This window comes from Lentibacillus halophilus, assembly GCF_055395055.1.
This window is the reverse complement of record NZ_AP043750.1, coordinates 460007-478849: the sequence shown is the minus strand read 5'-3', so window position 1 is coordinate 478849 and position 18843 is coordinate 460007. Positions and strand designations below refer to the sequence as shown.

Below are 18843 nucleotides of genomic sequence, written 5' to 3'. Positions count from 1 at the left end.
TAATTTATGGCTTTTATGTTGGTTTCAAGTGACATGGAATCCAGATCAAGGGGGATTAAGCTGTTTTATGAAAACGATCCCCCCTTTAATGACACTGAAGCACGTTCTCAAATTGGACCCCGCACTAGCTGATATTAATTATCCATTCGCTTTTGAACGAATGATGACCTTTTTAAAAATTTCATCGTGTGGCAAACCGTTTTCTATTTTTAATCGTTTCCTAGGATACAGGATAAACGTTTGTCAAGGAGGGTTCATTATGACAAAGAAATATATGCTATCAGCCATGCTGCTAATCCTACTTGCTGCCCTTTCTGCATGTTCCGGTAATAATGAGGACAGCTCGGGAAAACCGGAAAACAAACCCAAAAACGAGGAAACGAACGTATCAGAAAAGGGCACAACTGGCACCAAAGTCTATGTCAATAACCGTGATGCAGGAGACGTTCAAGTTATTGATTCGGATACCAATGAGGTTCTGGATACGATTCAAGTTGGTGAGAAACCCACTTATAATGAAGTAGGTCCCAATGGGGATTATGTCTATGTAGCCAACAGCAAGACCGAAGATGTATCGATTATCAACACTAGCAAAAATAAAGTTGTAAAGACCATTCCGGTTGGCAAAACGCCAAAAGGAATTAATTTCACCCCTAATGGAAAATGGGTGTTTGTCATCAATGAAGGCGAAGGAACCGTCACAGCAATTGAAACCGAATCAATGGAAAAGAAAGCCACCATTGACGTTGGAAAAGATCCACATAATGGGGTAGCCAGTCCCGACAACAGCACGTTCTATGTAACCAATACCGGATCCAATTCCGTATCGGTTATTGATGTTGCTTCCAAAAAAGTGACCAATACAATCGACGGTGTTGAAGGAGCACCGCATAATTTAAACATTACCCCTGATGGGAATACATTGCTTGTAACCTTAACAACAGAAGGTGAACTGGGAATAGTCGATTTGAATAAAGACAAAATGATCTCAACCGTAACTGTCGGTACAGGCCATCATGTGGTAGATGTCACCGCAGATGGAAAATATGCGTATGTCGCAAATATAGGGTCAGATTTCGTATCTGTTGTGGATATTGCCAAACAAAAGGAAATGAAACAAATTAACGTTGGACAAGGGCCACATGGTGTTACCGTTTCAAAAGATGGTAAAAACATCTATGCAGCAGTTACCAGCAAAGACCAGGTTGCTGTTATCGACAGTGAGAAAAATGAAGTTGTTAAACGAATCGATGTTGATTCATTTCCGTTTTTCATTAGTACCTTGGAAAATCGCTCTTAAAAAGTGATACGAAAAACTAAAAGAATGGAGATGAAACGCCATTATTTGTTGGTGTAATGGCAACACCGATAGATAATGGTGTTTCCGCGGTCATTGTTCGAAAATTATGAACAACCTTCTAATATAAAAGAAGTTAGTAATATTTTTTTATTTTTAATCAAACCGTTCCCGGATTCTCATCGTTACCTTATGTGAAAGCAAGTTATTGGGAGGGATCAAAATGAAAAAATGGATATTTTCCATAACCATCGTTGCGGTCATTCTTTTACTGAGTGCATGTGGGGGTGACTCAGACTCATCATCCAAAGATGACAACAGCAGCCAAGGCGACCCGGATACTACGGAAGAAACAAATGATGAAGGAAAAAGCAAAGCAAAAGGCCTACAATTACTGGAAGATGCTGATGCAGGTAACTATCTGGCAGATGGTGAAGGTATGACGCTCTACCTCTTCACAAAAGATGAAAAAGGTACCAGCAACTGCACCGACGATTGTCTGGAAAACTGGCCGGCATTCACAGGAAAGGATTTCGAAGTCCCTGAAGGTTATGACAAAGATAATTTTGGCACGATAACACGTGAAGACACTGGTAAAAAACAAGTGACCTATAAGGGCTATCCACTTTATTATTTTGTGAAAGATAAAGAAAAAGGTGATGTGAACGGTCAAGGTGTGAAAGATGTATGGTATGTTGCTAATAAAACGTCCATTAAGGATCATTTCCAAGACCAATCAACTTCACTGAAAAAAGGTATTGATGACGTGCTGGCCTCACTTGAAGCGTTAAATAACACATCTGAAGCTTCAGCTAACGATGTAGACAAAGTGAACAGCAAAGGGAAAGACCTCTCGGAAAGTTGGGAGCCCATTGAGAAAAAAGTTGAAAAACGTGATGCAGAAGCCTATGAAACCATTGAAGAAAGCTTGTACCCACTCATAGATGAAGCACAAAAGGATAAGCCTGATATTGAGAAAGTAAAAAAGCTGACAGAGGAGACCAAACGTAAACTCACAGAATTTCAGGAGAAGCTTGGTTCATCATCCTAAATCAGCATCTTTTCTTCTCATTAGGTTGTAAAAAGTGAGAACCCCACAAAAATGAAATATAAAGGACGCTTCCGCGACAGTTTCTGACGTTGCGGGAGCGTCCTTTTTCATGCTATTAGCTTGTTCATGTCATTCATTGCCCCCGGACGAACGGTTGGATAGCCATGGTCACCATTACGCATTCCAACGCCAGTATAGTCTCATCGCTATCCGGATAACCATCATAAATAATAAGACGCTTGCAAACGTGTGCATCCAAGTCCACGTATGATACTCAATGACATCGGTATATTTTTCTAAGAGGACTTCCATCGTCGTTAAAACAGACGCATAGAGGACACCTTGTATAAGGATGCCGGAATATCGCGACCGATAAGTGGTTTGATAAAAATAAAGATTAATCACAGGAAGTATCACGTATTCAAAAAGGATGCTGGATTCGAAATGTATACCCAAAAGTTTTTCAGGGTAATGCAGCATATTTTCCTCTACGACAATGGTGCCGAGAAAGATTGAAAAATAAGAGGACACTAAGTAAACTAAAATCCATTCGTTAAAAGATAACTTTCTTAAGCTGAACCATAATAATACCATGCCGATCACGAAAGATAGCCACAATATGATGTGTTCCATAGTAACATTCGGCTCCCTTTTTCTATTTGGCTTGCCGGTCACTATCCATTATAGCCAAGTGACGCTCTGTATAGCCCATCACTATTAGGAAATTCACAGGAACGGATAGGGATAGGGCGATTTGCGGCGGCCTTGCGAACGCGCGCAATCGATCGGGGGCGAGGCGAAATCGATCGAGAGCGCGAGGAAATCGATCGGGGGCGTCGGAGAATCGATCGAGAGCGCGGGCAAATCGATCGGGAGCGAGGGAAAATCGATCGAGAGCGGCGGAGATTCGATCGGGAGCGAGAGGAAATCGATCGAGGGCGAGGGAAAATCGATCGGGAGCGAGAGGAAATCGATCGGGGACGGGAGAAAATCGATCGAGGGCGAGAGGAAATCGATCGGGGACGGGAGAAAATCGATCGAGGGCGAGGCGAAATCGATCGAGAGCGCGAGGAAATCGATCGGGGGCGAGGCGAAATCGATCGAGAGCGCGAGGAAATCGATCGAGGGCGAGGGAAAATCGATCGGGAGCGCGACGAAATCGATCGAGGGCGAGGCGAAATCGATCGAGAACGAGCTCAAATCGATCGGGAACAGCCGCCAATCGTTCAACCACCCCGCACCCGCATGTGGTGATTTTCGCTTGCCGTCGCAAATCTTTCGTTCCAAAAAACCCACACTTAAGCGACAGCGGCTCCAACTCGAGCGCTTCTGCTACGTCTCCTTCTCGTACCAGCGTTGAAAGATATAAATAAGTACGGCCATTAATATAAATAGCAATGCGGTCATGACCATCGATAGATCACCGGTAAAAATGCCAACATGTTTCATCCACGCCGAAACGGTAAAGACAAACAGGACGTCGGCGATAACATTCACGACGAGGTACAGCCAAAATTTTTGAAACGTGAAATAAAACACCCAGATGGTGACGACCCAATACGAACTGTAAACGATATGGACGGGCGTGATTTTGTCCCAGTCGAAGAGGGTGATTTGGTATCGCCACCAATTTTCTTCCCAAGCAATCTCATACAAGATCGAGTTTAAGACGGTTACAAACAGTGCGGCGGGGAGATATCGTTTGATCGTATCATATGTGTAAAATAATCCTCGGGGCCATCTGAGGCAATTTTCTAGTCAAAAAAGAGAAGGCACTCTATCATAAATGTATGCTTTGACGGGCAAATACATTTCGAAAGAGGCCTTCTCATGGAAACCATTATATCAAGATTATACGAATTAATAAAGCAAACAAACAACTTAGTTGATTTAGAAGAAAGCATTCGACTTTATATGTATGAAGTGTTCGCTTCCCAGATGGGGGAAGTGTTCACACAGATTAATAAGGTGATTAAAGCTGAGAAACAGAAGTTGGGCTGGACTGTCGAGCGTGACGATTGGAAAACGGTTCAATTTACGTTTGGGGCGGTTCGTTTTCGGCATACATTAATGCATGACCTGAAAGGTGATTCTCACTATCCCTTTGATGAGTGGGCTGGTCTTCGGAAAAGTCAACGGTACAGTCCCCTGACGGAGGTAAAAGTGGCTGAATTGGCTAGTGAGAGCACGTATCGTGCATCAGCCCAAACTTTGAAGGAATGGACACCCGTAACGATGAGTCATCAAACAGTCGGGAGTATCGTAAAGCGTGTTGGAGAGGCGCAGTCCCAGGCTGATATGGAAATGGCGGCTGAACTGGAGGAAGCAGCGTCCCTTCCGGAGGCAAGAGAAGTAGACTTTTTGTATGCAGAGGCTGACGGTGTATTTGTACGTTCAACGAAAAAGAAGAAAAGCCATGAGATCCGGCATGCGATGATGCATGAAGGCTGGGTCAAAAATGGCAAACGAGTATCACTCAGCAATCAACATGTGATCATGACAACCAAACCGGCTGATGACTTTTGGAAAGAGGTACAGTCATATGCAGCCCATGGTTATTCGCTGGAGAATACGCAGGTTGTGACCAATAGTGATGGCGGGCAGGGCTATACAGCTGAACGATTTCAAGAAGCCTTTTCCCAGTCCCGTTACCCCGTATTGAATCAACTTGACACGTATCATATAGCCCAGGCGTTAAATCGGGCATTAGGCGGTGAAAAGAGTGAATTTAAGGATGGGATAAGGAAAGCGTTAGAACAACACGATTGGCAACAGGTCATACTTTGGCTGGATACATACGAAAGTACCCTGGAAGACGCGAAACAGCTGGAAAAGGTAAACGGTTTTCGAACTTACATTCAGCACAATTGGAATCGTCTATTTGACTGGCGTGAGAAAGTGGAAGACCCGCCAGAAGACGCACGAGGCTTAGGGGCTATGGAATCCAATCAGCGCCGCGTTTCTTTCCGGATGAAAAGACGTGGGATGCATTGGAGCGCCGACGGCAGTGAAGCTATGGTGAAAGTAAAACAGGGTATCCTCAATAACACGTTGCGAGATGTTTATCTCACATCCCAAAAACGAAGCGCACGCAAGCAGCGAGACGTTGAAAAGACCATTCGTATGACGGAATACTTGAATCAGCCAACACGCCCATCGATTGGCGCAAAAGAAGGATCCATCAGTTTATATACAGCCCATTCATCAGCGATAGGAAACTTGATGAAGAGTTTTAGGTAATATCCTGCATGTTTTTGTCAGGTTCCGGGTTTTGGAACGTGACGAAAATATGCAGGCCACCAAGCGACAGCGCGGTAGCCGGAAGAAGTGTACAAAAATAGAGTGCTCGATATATTGGTGTGACAACCACATCGAGAAAAGATTGACACATACGATCGTATCGCGGTTTAACACAAACAACGACGCTAGTGGTAAAATAAACATGCCCCACAGTACAACGTTAATCACCATTTGGCCCCTTTCTGCTTGGCTGACAAAGCAGCTGTTTTCCGTATGTTTTCCTGAATGTGCTGATTTGATTCTAAGTGGAAGATTTTCGGCCGCCGCCGAAAATCAACTGCCTTTAAGCATAAACGCGCGCCATTCTGGTGGACGTCGCGCAGTAAAGGGACCACCTCGCTCAACTCTCCGGGACAGTCGCGCGATAACCGAAAAACGCGCGCAGTTTGAGGTGAAACTCACGCAATGATGGAACATGTCGCGTAGCTAAAGTGATATTGTCCCCATAAAATAGACAACATTAAAATCGTGCAACCATGTATGTTAGTTTGTTGATGGGGAGGCGATTATTTATGGGGAAGAAACTAAAAAAGTATTCATATGACGAAAAGGTGGAGGTTGTTAAGAAGTACATGGAGGGGTACCCCTCCAGCCGATTGGTGAAGGAATATGACCTAACGCATCGTAACCGCATTTATGAATGGCGTGATCAAGTTCTTAAGGGCGGCTATGAAGCCTTAAAGGACCAACGTGGTTCCAAAAAGAAAGATCGTCATCATGCCCGGGAACGGTCTCTTGAAGAAGAGAATGAGTCCTTGAAATTAGAGGTGATGTATTTAAAAAAGTTATTGGATCTTCAAAGGAGGTGAGACGTAAACAGGCTGAATTTGAATTCATACGAGAATATGAGGGCGTGTATTCGATAGCTAAATTAGTTGACGTCACCTCTGTTTCCCGTTCGGGCTATTACAGATGGAAATCCCGTAAAGAAAGCTATGAACAGGATAAGACAGATGAGAGGCTTTACCAGAAGATATTAGAGATTTATCGAAAACACGGGGGGACGTACGGACGTGAGCGAATCAAAACGGAACTGGACCATTCCTATCACATGATTGTTAACGAAAAGCGCATCTCACGCGTCATGAAAAAATATGGTTTGCGTTGCCAAATCCGACGAAAGCGTAAAAAGGGCGTGCGTCAGCCTTATGGGGACATACCGAATGTTCTGGATCGTGATTTCAAAGCTTTAAGACCCGGCATTAAAATGGGAGTGGATATCACATATGTTCCGGTCCATGGAAGCCATCATCCCTGGCTTTATGTATGCGCCATAAAGGATTTATTTAACCGTGAAATCGTAGCGTATTCCATGGATACCAATCAATCAACAGAACTGGTCTATGACGCCTTGAATACATTACAGAAAAAGGGATTTGAGAAAGGTGCCATCCTGCATAGCGACCAGGGCATCCAATTCACAAATCCCGGATATAGGCTGCGTCTAAAGGAAATGGGCATCACCCAATCCATGTCCCGTCGAGGTAATTGCTGGGACAATGCTTGCGTTGAAAATTTCTTCAGCCACTTCAAGACAGAAGCACCTTGTTTCTATAAGATGGAAACGTTGGCTGACATTAAAAACGCAATAGACGCCTATATGCGCTATTTTAACAATGAACGATTACAAAACCAACTAAAAATGAGTCCGGTTGATTATCGGTTGAAAACAGCATAATTTGCACGATTTTTATGGTGTCTACTTGACAGGGTCATGAGCAAAGGTGGAATTCGCGCAGTGAAGGAACGAGATCGCGCGGCCCCGGCGGCAACTCGCACAACTCGGTGGTCAAACGCGCGCAATATCGATCAAACGCACGCATCTTGGTGACCAACTTGTACAGCTCTGGGCGGAGGTCGTTCTGGTGGACGCCGCGCCGTTATGGGTGACAGTCGCGCAGTTCAGGATCAACTCGCGCAACTCCCCCCGAATCTCGTGCAACTCCTACCCGAAACTCGCCCCGCCACTCCCTCCAAAACCACCCCACAACGCCCGCCAACCCCGTTCACACAACTGTCACCACTAAGTGTGATTTGGATCACTCTCTGAATCGTGATACAAGGTTAGCATAATACATACAGGGAAACTTAATAACCATCACCATTCATTTGGAGGGAATTGAATTGACACTTAATTCAAATAAACTGCAAATTGTGAAGTCGACGGCACCGGTTTTAAAAGAACATAGCACAGCCATTGGGAAACGCTTTTATCAATTGTTATTTGAAAAAGTACCGGAATTGCGCAACATTTTCAATCAGACGAATCAGAAGCGGGGTCTGCAACAGGAAGCGCTCGTTTATTCCGTTTATGCGGCCGGCGAGAACATCGATAGCTTGGAAAATATTCACGAGCTGGTCGAGCGGATCGCGGAAAAACACGTCTCCCTCGGCGTAAAACCGGAACAATACCCTATCGTCGGCGAGGCTCTTTTGCAGGCGGTTCAGGAAATTCTAGGCGATGCGGCAACCGAGGACGTGCTTGATGCGTGGCGTGAGGCGTATGATTATATCGCTAATTTGTTCATCGAGCTTGAACAGAAGAAATACAACGAAATGGAAGAGCAGGAAGGCGGCTGGACAGGATTTCGCGAGTTTGTCGTGGATGAAAAAATTCAGGAAACCGACGACGTGATCTCGCTTATTTTGAAGCCGAAAGACGGAAAACCACTCGCCCGATACGAAGCGGGGCAGTATATAACGATTAAAGCCGATATCCCAGGCGAGCCGTATACGCACATGCGGCAGTACAGTCTGTCCGGAGTATCTGGTGAAAATTACTATAAAATAAGTTTGAAGCATGAAAAAGGCAATGGAATTCACCCGGATGGCGTCGTCTCCAGCTATTTGCACGATGACGTGGCAGAAGGGGACACACTCGAATTTTCCGCTCCAGCCGGCGAATTCACCGTCAAAAGCGAAAAGGCTCCGATTGTGCTGCTGAGTGGCGGCATTGGCGTGACCCCAGTCGTTGGCATGTTGAATTCATTGGCGGAAAAAGAGCCCGGGCGCCCGGTCACCTTCATCCATGCAACGCAAAACAGCGATGCGCATGCGATGAGAGACGACGTGGAACAGCTCGCTGCCGAGAATCCAAATATCTCTTCGTTCGTCTGCTATGACAGCCCAAGCATAACCGATAAAGCCAATCAAAATCACGATAAAGAAGGCTTCGTCAACCTTTCGTGGCTGCAATCAATATTGGACTGCGGCAACCAAGCCGACTTCTATTGCTGCGGCCCCGCACCATTCATGAAAGCCGTCGACAAAGGACTGAAAGAATGGGGCGTTTCTGAGGAGAACCGACATTTTGAAATCTTCAACCCGGTAAGCATCCTACAAGAAGCTTAACGAAATGGATAGCCGCTCAAGCCCGCTCGTGAGTTGTCGATCGAGCGGGGGTGAACGGTGAAATCGATCGAGAGCGGTGGAAAGTCGATCGGGAGCGAGGCAAAATCGATCGGGAGCGAGGCAAAATCGATCGAGAGCGAGGGAAAATCGATCGAGAGCGAGAGGAAATCGATCGAGAGCGAGACAAAGTCGACCGAGAACGAGGCGAAATCGATCGAGAGCGAGCGAAAATCGATCGGGAGCCACCCCAAATCGATCGACACGCGCCGCGCTCCATTTCGATCAACAGTTACCGCACCATTACACGACCTAATCCAAGCGATGATTTTCGGCCGCCGCCGAAAATCGTCCTTCTAAAAAATGCCTACCTCATGCAACAGGATCACCTCATTTCTTCACAAAATAGTCGCATTTTTTTCGACTCACTGTTATACTATTAATAACCTCAATCTTCAAAAAACCATATAGTTATTCACCAAAGGATGTGAACGTATTGTGGATTCCTCTCTAATTCTTGAAGAAAAGCCTCACTACCTCGATTATGATGGACTTTGGAAAACCATTATTACCGACCTGTTTGAGCCGTTCGTCCGATTCTTTGCGCCGGACTTATATCAAACAATCAACTGGAACATACCACCCGACTCCTTGGAGCAGGAATTCCATCGAGTATTTCCGGAAAAAAAAGGCCTGAAATTTACAGATAAATTGATGAAGGTACACTTGAAAAACGGTCAGGAACGATGGATGCTCATTCACATCGAGGTCCAAGGGTATAAGGATCTGGATTTTGCAGAGCGCATGTTTCAGTATTTTTACCGGATTTTCGATAAGTACCATCGAAAAATATACGCATTAGCTATTTTTACCGATGATGATAAATCCTTCCGCCCCACTCAATATACGTATCAATTCTATGGTACGGAATTAAACTACACCTATAACACCTACAAAATTGCTGAACAAGATGAACATATACTATTGCAGTCCGATAATCCTTTCGCTTATGCTGTGTTAGCCGGTTTATATATGATAAAAAGCAGGAATAACGCCAGTAAACGGTATCAATTCAAACGGCGATTGTTCGAATTGTTAATCAAGAGCCAAAGATCAGAGGACATTACGTATTCTGGTGCGTTATTATACTTCATTGATTATTTGTTAGACGTGCCAAGTGAAGTGACTGAGAAATTACAAAAGGAAATGGAACCAATGATGGAAGAGGAGGGGAAACAGGTGGATAAAACAACGTATCCTGACCCACCGACATTAAAACCTATTTATGATAAAATTAGGGAGAAAGCGAAAGAAAAAGGAAAAAAAGAAGTAGCTTTGACTATGCTTCAAAAAGGGTACACGGTGGAGACTGTTGCTGAATTAACGGGCATTTCCAAAAAGGAAGTGACCGCATTAACGTCTGACTTGTAACACCAGCGTCATGCGCTGTACCATAGGAGATGATTTTCGGCCACCGCCGAAAATCGTCCTTCTAAAAAACCGCAACTCGCGCAATAATCGATGAGGTCGCGCAGCTCCGGCTGAAAGTCGCGCAATAAACGGCGAGGTCGCGTAGCTCTGGCCAAAGGTCGCGCAGTTCCGGCTGTAACTCGCGCGATAATCAGCGAGGTCGCGCGGTTTCGGCCAAAAGTCGCGCAACAATCGGTAAGGTCGCACAGTTCCATCCAAAAGTCGCGCAATCATCGTTCAATGCGCGCAGGTTCAGGACCAAACTCGCGTGGTTATTGCCCGGATTCGAGCGATCATCGAGGAGGTTGCTTCGATCAAGCTGGAACGCGCGCAGCCTCCCGCAACTCCGCTCGATCCAACCCTTACCATAACGACCACCCCGACCTATTTCCTTACCAATAGACCAATCAGGCAGCTCCCTTTTCCGAATCCGCGATAAGGTTTGCTTGCACGAGCCGTTTTCGCACCGTTATTCCAATCCAGCTAGCCAGAAATGCTTTTATCAATCCTACAATAACAAATGGATAAACGCCGGATGCCAGCGCAGCTCCCCATTCCAAATCCATGACGAATTTCAGCTGTATCGTGCCAAAAAGTAGCGTTATCAACATGCCCACCGTATTCGCCACGAGTGCCATTGGAATGGTGAATCTTGTTTTTTCTAAAATAAGTCCCGTTACATAAGCGGTCGCGATAAAACCAATAATATAGCCGCCGGTCGGTCCAACAAGGACTTGCATCCCGCCTCTGAAAGCTGCGAAAACCGGAAGACCGGCCGCCCCAATGGCCGCGTAGCAAACCATCGACAACGCACCCAGCCTGCTGCCTAACACAATAGCCGTCATCCCGACTGCCAACGTTTGTCCACTTATAGGGACCAATGGCAACGGAATTTCCAATTGCGCCAAAATCGCTGTAATGGCAGCAAAAATAGAACAGTTGATCAGGGATCGCAGTTTCTCACTTTGGTTCATATGTATCATCGCTCCTTAATAAAATATCAAAAATAGATGAGGACAATCATGGTGTATGTCTTCATTTTTGTATTGTCTGAATTGTAAGGTACTGAAAACCATATGTCAACCAAATTTTATTTAGGTTGACTAAAAAGGCACTTCAAATCGATCGGGAGCGAGGGAGAATCGATCGAGGGTGAGGGAGAATCGATCGGGAGCGAGAGCAAATCGATCGGCACGCTCTCCAATTCGATCGAGCGGCGCCCCGATTCGATCGGGACGCACTCGAAATCGATCGAGCGGCGCCCCAATTCGACAGCCCCCACCCGAACGCCGAGCACCCGCACTCAAGCACCACGCACCCGCCTCCGCGCCTCATCAAAAAAAGGAGCTCTATCATTACAATAGGCTCCTTTTTCCTGATTAAGCATCGTTAAAATTTTGCTGTTAAACGATCGAGTCGTTCCAAATACTCCAACATAAACGATTTGCCAACTACGTAATCAGCAATCACAATAATCAGTACCACGGCAAGGGCGGCGTAAATGGTTTTTCCATTTCGATTGACCTGGGTTGCTTTCTCATAAACGACTAAAGATGGGATGAATAACAAAAATGACAGCAAGGATACCACGTACAGCACAATGGTTAGCTTGATGGACGTCATCAAGCCGGTTAGGATTGCCAACACATTGACAGCACTGAACGGTACGGACAGGCCACCGTAATGAGTGGTCAGTCGTTTGGCTGTATCCTGATTTTGATCAGCTTTGCTCATCACCAATAGTCCGACGAAGGAAACAGCGATAAAGACCGCTGTAAAAAGGACTAAACGCGAATTAATCAGGAAAAATGGGAGGGAAACATCATCCCCGACAGCCAAATTGCCAAAGGATTGTTGGGCTAAAGTGTTCATTAACGTATAAATACTGAGTGCAAACGTGATGGCATACAACACAAGGCTCATTAACCCGTGTACAAATGCGTCTTCTGTTTTCTGGAAGGCAGCTCCCGGGTTTTTTAATAACGCCAAACAATAATGGCCGTATTGGTTCAAATGGTCTGTGGCGGTTTGCGATGCCGCGTTTCCGCCAGCCGCCCCGGCCGCGTTGGTTGCCGCCTGCTGTGGCTCGCCCGCGGTTGTTTCAAACGGCGTACCGCAAACGCCGCAAAATTTTCCGGATTCCTGCTCATGACCACATTGGGGACATGTCAACATGTGAAAACCTCCTCATTTTTATCGTTCGTCCCGTTCGGTTTCGTTGTAAGTAATCTCGCTGATTTTGTATTGATCACCGTCGGGCTCCATCGTGTATGTCTTCGTCCGGTCGTAATCGGTTTGCTCATCGCGATGATTCGTAAAGGTGAATTGTTCATTCGTGGTGACATGCACGGTATTATCATCCGCTTCGTTCACCTTAACCACCTCATTCGATGTAAAGTCATAGTCGTAATCTTTATCCTTCAAATCACCGATATACTCCTGCAAATCGTCTTCCGCTTTGCTGCCGCTCAACACATACGATTCAATTGCGCTGTAATTTTTCGCGTTGAGGGCATTCTCATACGCATCGCGGAAGTTCAGAACGATATCGCCCGCATCGTCGGGATCGGCATTGGCTTCACGGATGGCTTTTTCATCAAATTGAAACGAAATGCTCCCGAACTCACTCGCATCCGCTTGGGTCACCGTTTCCGATTGAAGCACATTACCGTTTGGATCTTCCCACTCCGCGTGCATCGTTACCTCTTGATCCGCTGGGAAAGGGCCGAGGGTGTCGATATCCTTCAACTTCATACCTGTATCGTCGCCGTCAACAAATAACGTCGCTTCTTTTTGATTCGTGTGGAAGGAATACGTTTCGCCGGAAAAGTCCGGTTTCAACCTACTTTCCTGCTGCGAATCGATGCTGATCGAATTCTCGTAGCTAAACTCTCCATACGAATTGCTGGCTGTTCCCTTGATGGTGTAATCGCCCGGATACATGGAAAAGTCGGTCGACTCACCCGTGCCGATGGTCTTTGTCGCATCTGCAATGGCCACTTTCGTCTCATCCATCGGCGTTTGAACCGTCAGCGTGACTGGCTCAGCCTTGAGCGAATAAGTGGTATACAGACCAAGCACATGGTCCTCAGGCTGCACCGTAAACAACTTATTTCCGTCCTGATCACGGATCGGGTCCGACAGCGACGTCTCATCCTTTATCAATTCCTGATACTGCGTCTTGACCGACTCCCACTGGTTTTTTCGTATGTAGTTCGTGTAGGAGGCCTCCTGCAACAACGCATCCTCATTAACATCAATGTAGGACATAAACGCATCCGTGTCCCCATCCGCCATTGCCTCATCCATCGCCTGCAAATCGCTCATCGGATCGAAATAGGAAGATAATGTCAAATGCGTTCCGAACAGAGCAGCGACGACGATAGCGGCAGCTGCCATCAGGATTTTGGTCCGTTTCGTCATCGGCTGACGCGGTGCCGGAGCGCTCGCCTCGGGTTGCCTCGAACTGGCTGCACGACGCGTTTCCGGCTGGCCCAGCTTTGCACCGCAATTCGTACAAAATTGCTGGTTCTCTTCCAATGGATGACCGCATTCTGTACAATAGCTCATACACTCGCTCCTTTCTGGTTAAATGTAAAAATGTGAAAAAAGACACATAATTTAATATTGTAACAAAAGGTATAAGAAATGGAAAGATATTTCAGAAGAATAATAAGGTCGTGATCGGATCGCCAACTCAAGCGAACGATTTTCGGCCGCAGCCGAAAATCATCCATCTAAAAAGACCCCCGCTAACTTGAGAAGATCGTTGACGCGGGACGGACGGAAAATCGATCGAGAGCGAGGCAAAATCGATCGGGGGCGCGGCGAAATCGATCGAGAGCGCGAAGAAATCGATCGGGAGCGAGGCGAAATCGATCGGGAGCGAGGGAGAATCGATCGGGAGCGAGGTGAAATCGATCGAGGACAAGGGAAAATCGATCGGGAGCGAGGCAAAATCGATCGGGAGCGAAGGAGAATCGATCGGGAGCGCGAAGAAATCGATCGGGAGCGAGGCAAAATCGATCGAGGGCGAGGCGAAATCGATCGGAGGCGCGAGCAAATCGATCGACGCGCGCTCCCATTCAATCGATAGCGGACCCACCTTGAGCAACTATTTTCACCCGAATAGCAACCCCCAACCAAGCGACCCACCCCAACCCGATCAACCCCGCCGCACCCATTCCGATGATTTTCGGCCGCCGCCGAAAATCGTCCATTCCAAAAACCGCCTCAACTCGAGCAACACCCACCAAAACTCGTAATCTATAAAACTGGTGATATCAACCGAGACACCGACTCCTTTACTTTGATCGTTACGGAGCGCTTCTGGTAATCGTCCCATGTCAGGTTTTTAGCCAATTGCATATCGTTTTCAAACGCTTGACGCAGGTCGACCGTTGTTTGTTGATCATACAGAAACGCATTCACTTCGAAATTCAATCGAAAACTTCGATGATCAATGTTCGCCGTCCCCACCGAAGCGATGGTGTCATCGACAACGAGCGTTTTCGCATGGATAAACCCATTATGGTAAATATAAACGTTTGCGCCGGATTTTAACAATTCCCCAACATGGAACAACGTCGCCCAGTAAACAAACATGTGATCCGGCTTATCCGGAACCATCAGCCGGACATCCACGCCGGACAGAGAAGCGATTTTCAATGCATCCAAAAGGCTGTCATCAGGAATGAAGTACGGCGTCTGCATGTAAATATAATCTTTGGCAGACGTAATCATTTTCATGTAGCCATTCTTGATTTGCTGCCATTCCGTATCAGGACCGCTCGAGACGATCTGCGCCCCGACAGTCCCTGCTTCAGGAAGCGCCGGATAAAGCCGCTCCTCATACGCAATCTTATGCCGCTTCGATGCTTGATTCCAATCCAGAATAAACCGCGTCTGCAAAGCATGGACCACCTCACCCTCTGTTCGCAGATGCGTATCACGCCAATACCCAAATGTTTGATTCAGCCCAAGATACTCATCACCAACATTAAACCCACCGACATAGCCGATGGCACCATCAATAATCGCCAATTTACGGTGATTGCGATAATTCAGATGAAAATGCGGGAAAAAGACGTCCACGAGACCACCCGCCTGCTTTAACTCTTTGTAAAAATGGGCGGATATCCCACGCGACCCCATATAATCATAAAGAACCCGCACGTGCACGCCCTGCCTCGCTTTTTCGGTTAAGGCATTGACCAATCGCTTTCCCAGGTTATCCTCATGAATGATATAATATTGAATATGTATATGATCGCTCGCGTGCTCAATATCCTGCATAAGCGCGTCAAATTTTTCCCGTCCATCCGTATAAATCGCTACCTCATTATTCTGGGTAAACATAGCTTCACTGTTGACTAGATGCATATAAATATGATCGTTATACGCAGCGCTATTCGCATGTTTAAACGGGAACGTCCCATGTTTGATCGACTCAATCTGTTCAGTAACGCTTTCTTTAATATTGAACTTCTCTTGATCCGCCCACCGAAACATTTTCTTCCGCGTAAAATTCTGATTGAAAATAAGATAGAGCACAAAACCAATTACCGGAATAAACACCAAAACCATCAACCACGCCCACGTCGTCGTCGGATTTTGCCGCTCGAAAAAAATGATCACAAGAGCGAATGCGATATTCACGAAAAATAATACCCCTAATATACCCGATACAATACTCATCGTAACCCCCTCAAATGCCGTGTCTTAATACTGATAACAGCGTACCGTAAAAAACACCGACAGAGCAACCGATTCTTGTCGCTTAAGAGCACCCGTGAAGAGACGATTTTCAGCCGCCGCCGAAAATCTACCATCTAACTTGCTCGCGCGACAATCGGATGAGGTCGTGCCATAATAGAATAACCTCGCGCCATTCGAGCGAAACTCGCGCGGCAATGGGGTGAGGTCGCGCAGTTCAGGGTGAGGGTCGCGCGGTAATTGGCTAAGGTCGCGCAGCTCCATTCGAAAGTTGCGCAGTAATTGCCTCAGCTCGCGCAACTCTGCGCGAGATCGCGCAACAACCGTCCAACCTCGCGCAGTAATAGAGTCACCTCGCGAAATAAATGACTCAGGTCGCGCAGCTCGTCCCGCAACTCGCGCAGTAATCATCCAGCTTGAGCGACCCCACTCATATCAAGAAGACGATTTTCGGCGGCCGCCGAAAATCCACCCTTTAAATAACCGCTGCTCGCGCAGTTCAGGGCAAAACTCGCGCAGAGCGGGCTGGACTCGAACGACACGCACCTCAACTCGAGCAACAGCCCCCCCAAAATCGAACGGCACCAGAATTCGTGCGAAAAGCCACGTTAAGAAAGGGACAATTAAATGTCCTTTTCTTACTCAAAATTGTCCCATAATGGAAGTGAATCAAGGAAATATAGGGATAATAAGCGAGAAAGGACAATAAAAAGGACAATTAGGGACAATTAAATGTCCCTTTCATACTCAAAATTGTCCCGTAATGGAAGTGAATCAAGGAAATATAGGGGATAATAAGCGAGAAAGGACAATAAAAAGGGCAATTAGGGACAATTAAATGTCCCTTTTTATGAACTAATTTAATCATTTTCTATATTTGAGTGTAATGTGTATTTGGTTCCTCGTCCCTTACCAGCAATTCTAACCCCGGACGGTTCAAGGTCTTTTATTATTTTATGGACTTTTTTGCGGTTCCATCCGGTCATTTGACGGATGTCATGGTTGGAAAGGTCTTGATCTTTCAAAAGCGTTAATATTCTCATTTTGGCTGCTTCATCATCAAGAGCAACCTGCCGTTCGTAACTCATTTCTTGTTTTAAAGCATCCGAGGTTGCTTTTGATAATATATAATACCTGCCTTTGCCTCTTCCCACAGGCTCGATTAACCGATAATGATTAGCTAATTTACTCAATAATTCGCGTGCATGATCTAATTTACGTTGGGCAATATGTGCAGCAGTTGATGTATCTATCTGTTCATGACGAATTAAATATTGCAGAATAATTAGTTCATCTACATCGAGCTGAATATGTTGCTTTTGCAAATTTGTGATAAAGGTTCTGAAATTTGGATACAAAGGTGACGAAATCAATGTTAGTTCAATACTGTTTCCAATTTCGCTATATATTGGAGGTTCTTTTCCCTCAATTAAAAGTGCACTATAAATTCTTGGGACTCCTAAATTTGATCGATTGACTAACTTCAATCGGTCTAATAAATCCATTAAATGATTATTACGGGTAACAGAAGGATGATGGAGAATGTTTTCTGAATTAATTCCTCCCATAAAGGCCCCTGGGTTTGTCAAAATAAGCTTCTCATTATATTGCTTAAGCATAACGGAACCATGAATTCGATAATCGCGATGACCAAAAGCATTAAGTAGTGCTTCTCTTATAGCAATATTAGGGTACGTACTATATTCATGATGAAACAATCCGGACTCTACTGTAACAATACGGTTATCTGTAGCTAAATAGCGTTCTAACTCGTATAAAGCAATGGGAATTGGTTGATGACCGTCATCTCTTAGAACATAATCGGTATCACTTTGCATTTTTCGATAGGACCATCGATATTCAGGGATAACTCTTTCAATAATTTCGCTTTTCCCAAAAACCAATAATCCGCCTTTAGTTAGAAAATTATCTTTTAGCGCACCAATTGACTGTAGTAAATCAAAATCATTTAGTTCTCTTAATTCAGTAGGAGCATTATTTGAAGCCATTGATTCTCTTACTTTTTCCATGGCAGTTGCCGAGACGACTGTTTCCCAGTTTTCTTTGACTAGTTCGGCAGTCATATCAGTATTTAATGAAGATGAAGCCATTTCTTTTCGTAAGGAACCAGTAAGAGGGAGGCATTCTTTTCCTTTTCGGACTGTCCCGGAACCATCTGTTGCAGTATATGGAGCCATTTCTCCTGTCACACTAATTACAAGAAGAGTTCCTGTCCCCTCTGGCACCGCAATTTCTTTAAAAGAAGGTAATAGATGTGGATCCGTTTTTGTATAGACTTTATTTTGTAAATCATAAAAGTCTAAATCATTTGGGACACCACGTATGGCATTCTTACGTTTTTGAACCTTATCAGCTATTCCGAAAACAATATGCCCACCGCCGCCATTAGCCATACATACAGCCATTTTGATAATAACCTTTACATTATCATTAAAACTGCGACTTATCCATTCTTTAAAATCCAAATCTTGAGCTTCTAGTTCATCTGCAGTATATTTTTCAAGTTGCTCAAGTAGTTCTTCAATGTCCTCGACAGACCTCATAAATTTCCCCCCTTTATTCCTCATTTTAAATAAACCTTTTCCTTATTATACATTTAACAGGATTTACTTAAAATAAAAATACCCAAGAATTGGTTCCA

At 45.3% G+C, this 18843-nt stretch carries 18 protein-coding genes; 8 read left to right on the top strand and 10 right to left on the bottom strand.

All coding sequences use genetic code 11. The features are described from left to right. Nucleotides 1-259 precede the first annotated feature (259 nt). Both ACZ5Q7_RS02215 and ACZ5Q7_RS02210 read left to right on the top strand, forming a co-directional pair. Complete coding sequence (locus tag ACZ5Q7_RS02215) at nucleotides 260-1300, top strand: YVTN family beta-propeller repeat protein (RefSeq protein ID WP_343752091.1); 1041 nt, start codon at nucleotides 260-262, stop codon at nucleotides 1298-1300. A gap of 220 nt (nucleotides 1301-1520) precedes the next feature. After that, complete coding sequence (locus tag ACZ5Q7_RS02210; RefSeq protein ID WP_343752090.1) at nucleotides 1521-2348, top strand: COG4315 family predicted lipoprotein; 828 nt, start codon at nucleotides 1521-1523, stop codon at nucleotides 2346-2348. A gap of 174 nt (nucleotides 2349-2522) precedes the next feature. Here ACZ5Q7_RS02210 and ACZ5Q7_RS02205 read toward each other — a convergent pair whose 3' ends face one another. The 3 genes from ACZ5Q7_RS02205 to ACZ5Q7_RS02195 form a co-directional block, all read right to left on the bottom strand. Beyond that, complete coding sequence (locus ACZ5Q7_RS02205; RefSeq protein WP_343752088.1) at nucleotides 2523-2981, bottom strand: CBO0543 family protein; 459 nt, start codon at nucleotides 2979-2981, stop codon at nucleotides 2523-2525. A gap of 93 nt (nucleotides 2982-3074) precedes the next feature. Next, entirely contained in the window at nucleotides 3075-3635 is a 561-nt protein-coding gene (locus tag ACZ5Q7_RS02200) for a hypothetical protein (RefSeq protein ID WP_464433051.1), read from the bottom strand. A 45-nt stretch (nucleotides 3636-3680) separates the two neighbouring features. Next, nucleotides 3681-4004 carry a hypothetical protein gene (locus ACZ5Q7_RS02195; RefSeq protein WP_343752085.1) on the bottom strand — a complete coding sequence of 108 codons (324 nt, stop codon included), beginning with the start codon at nucleotides 4002-4004 and terminating at the stop codon, nucleotides 3681-3683. A 174-nt stretch (nucleotides 4005-4178) separates the two neighbouring features. On the opposite strand from ACZ5Q7_RS02195, the gene ACZ5Q7_RS02190 reads away from it, so the two are divergent. The 4 genes from ACZ5Q7_RS02190 (at nucleotide 4179) to hmpA (ending at nucleotide 8999) form a co-directional block, all read left to right on the top strand. Beyond that, complete coding sequence (locus ACZ5Q7_RS02190; RefSeq protein WP_464433049.1) at nucleotides 4179-5588, top strand: ISLre2 family transposase; 1410 nt, start codon at nucleotides 4179-4181, stop codon at nucleotides 5586-5588. A gap of 572 nt (nucleotides 5589-6160) precedes the next feature. Further along, nucleotides 6161-6457, top strand: a complete 297-nt coding sequence (locus tag ACZ5Q7_RS02185) for a transposase (protein WP_464433048.1) — start codon at nucleotides 6161-6163, stop codon at nucleotides 6455-6457. After that, the gene (locus ACZ5Q7_RS02180; RefSeq protein WP_464433047.1) at nucleotides 6454-7326 is read left to right on the top strand and encodes an IS3 family transposase; all 873 of its coding nucleotides are present in this window, start codon (nucleotides 6454-6456) and stop codon (nucleotides 7324-7326) included. Before ACZ5Q7_RS02185 ends, ACZ5Q7_RS02180 begins: the two co-directional genes overlap by 4 nt. A gap of 446 nt (nucleotides 7327-7772) precedes the next feature. Further along, nucleotides 7773-8999: an NO-inducible flavohemoprotein gene (hmpA, locus tag ACZ5Q7_RS02175; protein WP_343751521.1), complete on the top strand. Its 1227-nt coding sequence runs from the start codon at nucleotides 7773-7775 to the stop codon at nucleotides 8997-8999. Here hmpA and ACZ5Q7_RS02170 read toward each other — a convergent pair. Then, a complete protein-coding gene (locus ACZ5Q7_RS02170; RefSeq protein ID WP_464433045.1) occupies nucleotides 8996-9262 on the bottom strand; it encodes a hypothetical protein in 267 nt (88 codons plus the stop codon). The two genes, hmpA and ACZ5Q7_RS02170, sit on opposite strands and share 4 nt — an antisense overlap. A gap of 232 nt (nucleotides 9263-9494) precedes the next feature. On the opposite strand from ACZ5Q7_RS02170, the gene ACZ5Q7_RS02165 reads away from it, so the two are divergent. Beyond that, nucleotides 9495-10427 carry an RpnC/YadD family protein gene (locus ACZ5Q7_RS02165; protein WP_343751519.1) on the top strand — a complete coding sequence of 311 codons (933 nt, stop codon included), beginning with the start codon at nucleotides 9495-9497 and terminating at the stop codon, nucleotides 10425-10427. Nucleotides 10428-10873: 446 nt separating this feature from the next. On the opposite strand, the gene ACZ5Q7_RS02160 is transcribed toward ACZ5Q7_RS02165, so the two are convergent. From ACZ5Q7_RS02160 to ACZ5Q7_RS02150, 3 genes are all read right to left on the bottom strand, one after another. Continuing rightward, the gene (locus tag ACZ5Q7_RS02160) at nucleotides 10874-11440 is read right to left on the bottom strand and encodes a biotin transporter BioY (protein ID WP_343751518.1); all 567 of its coding nucleotides are present in this window, start codon (nucleotides 11438-11440) and stop codon (nucleotides 10874-10876) included. 415 nt (nucleotides 11441-11855) lie between these two features. Next, nucleotides 11856-12641, bottom strand: a complete 786-nt coding sequence (locus ACZ5Q7_RS02155; protein ID WP_343751516.1) for a zinc ribbon domain-containing protein — start codon at nucleotides 12639-12641, stop codon at nucleotides 11856-11858. Nucleotides 12642-12659: 18 nt separating this feature from the next. Then, a complete protein-coding gene (locus ACZ5Q7_RS02150) occupies nucleotides 12660-14036 on the bottom strand; it encodes a TcaA NTF2-like domain-containing protein (RefSeq protein WP_343751515.1) in 1377 nt (458 codons plus the stop codon). A gap of 199 nt (nucleotides 14037-14235) precedes the next feature. Here ACZ5Q7_RS02150 and ACZ5Q7_RS02145 point away from each other — a divergent pair, with 199 nt between their 5' ends. Next, nucleotides 14236-14562: a hypothetical protein gene (locus tag ACZ5Q7_RS02145; RefSeq protein WP_343751514.1), complete on the top strand. Its 327-nt coding sequence runs from the start codon at nucleotides 14236-14238 to the stop codon at nucleotides 14560-14562. On the opposite strand, the gene ACZ5Q7_RS02140 is transcribed toward ACZ5Q7_RS02145, so the two are convergent. The 3 genes from ACZ5Q7_RS02140 to ACZ5Q7_RS02130 all read right to left on the bottom strand — a co-directional run bounded on the left by ACZ5Q7_RS02140 (nucleotide 14552) and on the right by ACZ5Q7_RS02130 (nucleotide 18745). Further along, a complete protein-coding gene (locus tag ACZ5Q7_RS02140; RefSeq protein ID WP_343751512.1) occupies nucleotides 14552-14686 on the bottom strand; it encodes a hypothetical protein in 135 nt (44 codons plus the stop codon). The two genes, ACZ5Q7_RS02145 and ACZ5Q7_RS02140, sit on opposite strands and share 11 nt — an antisense overlap. Before the next feature lie 46 nt (nucleotides 14687-14732). Further along, a complete protein-coding gene (gene cls / locus ACZ5Q7_RS02135; protein ID WP_343751511.1) occupies nucleotides 14733-16163 on the bottom strand; it encodes a cardiolipin synthase in 1431 nt (476 codons plus the stop codon). A gap of 878 nt (nucleotides 16164-17041) precedes the next feature. After that, the gene (locus ACZ5Q7_RS02130) at nucleotides 17042-18745 is read right to left on the bottom strand and encodes an RNA-binding domain-containing protein (RefSeq protein ID WP_343751510.1); all 1704 of its coding nucleotides are present in this window, start codon (nucleotides 18743-18745) and stop codon (nucleotides 17042-17044) included. Nucleotides 18746-18843 lie beyond the last annotated feature (98 nt).

Coding starts and splice junctions, on each gene's coding strand:
- ACZ5Q7_RS02215 (WP_343752091.1), top strand. CDS start 260: ATGACAAAGAAATATATGCTATCAGCCATGCTGCTAATCCTACTTGCT.
- ACZ5Q7_RS02210 (WP_343752090.1), top strand. CDS start 1,521: ATGAAAAAATGGATATTTTCCATAACCATCGTTGCGGTCATTCTTTTA.
- ACZ5Q7_RS02205 (WP_343752088.1), bottom strand. CDS start 2,981: ATGGAACACATCATATTGTGGCTATCTTTCGTGATCGGCATGGTATTA.
- ACZ5Q7_RS02190 (WP_464433049.1), top strand. CDS start 4,179: ATGGAAACCATTATATCAAGATTATACGAATTAATAAAGCAAACAAAC.
- ACZ5Q7_RS02185 (WP_464433048.1), top strand. CDS start 6,161: ATGGGGAAGAAACTAAAAAAGTATTCATATGACGAAAAGGTGGAGGTT.
- ACZ5Q7_RS02160 (WP_343751518.1), bottom strand. CDS start 11,440: ATGAACCAAAGTGAGAAACTGCGATCCCTGATCAACTGTTCTATTTTT.
- ACZ5Q7_RS02155 (WP_343751516.1), bottom strand. CDS start 12,641: ATGTTGACATGTCCCCAATGTGGTCATGAGCAGGAATCCGGAAAATTT.
- ACZ5Q7_RS02150 (WP_343751515.1), bottom strand. CDS start 14,036: ATGAGCTATTGTACAGAATGCGGTCATCCATTGGAAGAGAACCAGCAA.
- ACZ5Q7_RS02140 (WP_343751512.1), bottom strand. CDS start 14,686: ATGGACGATTTTCGGCGGCGGCCGAAAATCATCGGAATGGGTGCGGCG.
- cls (WP_343751511.1), bottom strand. CDS start 16,163: ATGAGTATTGTATCGGGTATATTAGGGGTATTATTTTTCGTGAATATC.
- ACZ5Q7_RS02130 (WP_343751510.1), bottom strand. CDS start 18,745: ATGAGGTCTGTCGAGGACATTGAAGAACTACTTGAGCAACTTGAAAAA.